This is a genomic window from Clostridium sp. DFI.1.208 (assembly GCF_024463855.1).
Lineage (GTDB): Bacteria > Bacillota_I > Bacilli_A > Erysipelotrichales > Erysipelotrichaceae > Clostridium_AQ.
On the sequence record NZ_JANGCA010000205.1, the window covers coordinates 1 to 430 of the forward strand.

Here is a 430-nt window from a genome sequence, read left to right on the forward strand (position 1 = left end):
CATTACTGCTGCCGGGTTTCCCCATTCGGATATCGACGGATCTTTGTGTACGTACCACTCCCCGTCGCGTTTCGCCGTTTGTTGCGTCCTTCTTCAGTTCCAAGTGCCTAGGCATCCACCGTACGCCTTTATTCACTTAATCACGTTAAGTTTCAAGCGTTCGTTTCTTTGCTTAGGTTTTTGCTTGAGTTTTCTGTTTTGTTTAACTTTCTACTCGTGAATATCTATGTTGTTTACAACTTTCGTTATAGACCTTCATATGTCTTCTGTTATTCAGTTTTCAAAGATCGACTTCGTTTCTCTTGGAAGATCAGTCTTCCAAAACTGAACAGGAAATGTCCGATATCTCTTTACTTCTTCTTGTACTTTCTCCTTAGAAAGGAGGTGATCCATCCCCACGTTCCCGTAGGGATACCTTGTTACGACTTAA

General features: G+C 42.1%; 1 rRNA gene. It reads right to left on the minus strand.

Features of this window, described 5'->3' with window-relative positions:
* Positions 1-142, minus strand: a 23S ribosomal RNA gene (locus NE665_RS24050); the annotation flags it as partial.
* Positions 143-430: the final 288 nt, after the last annotated feature.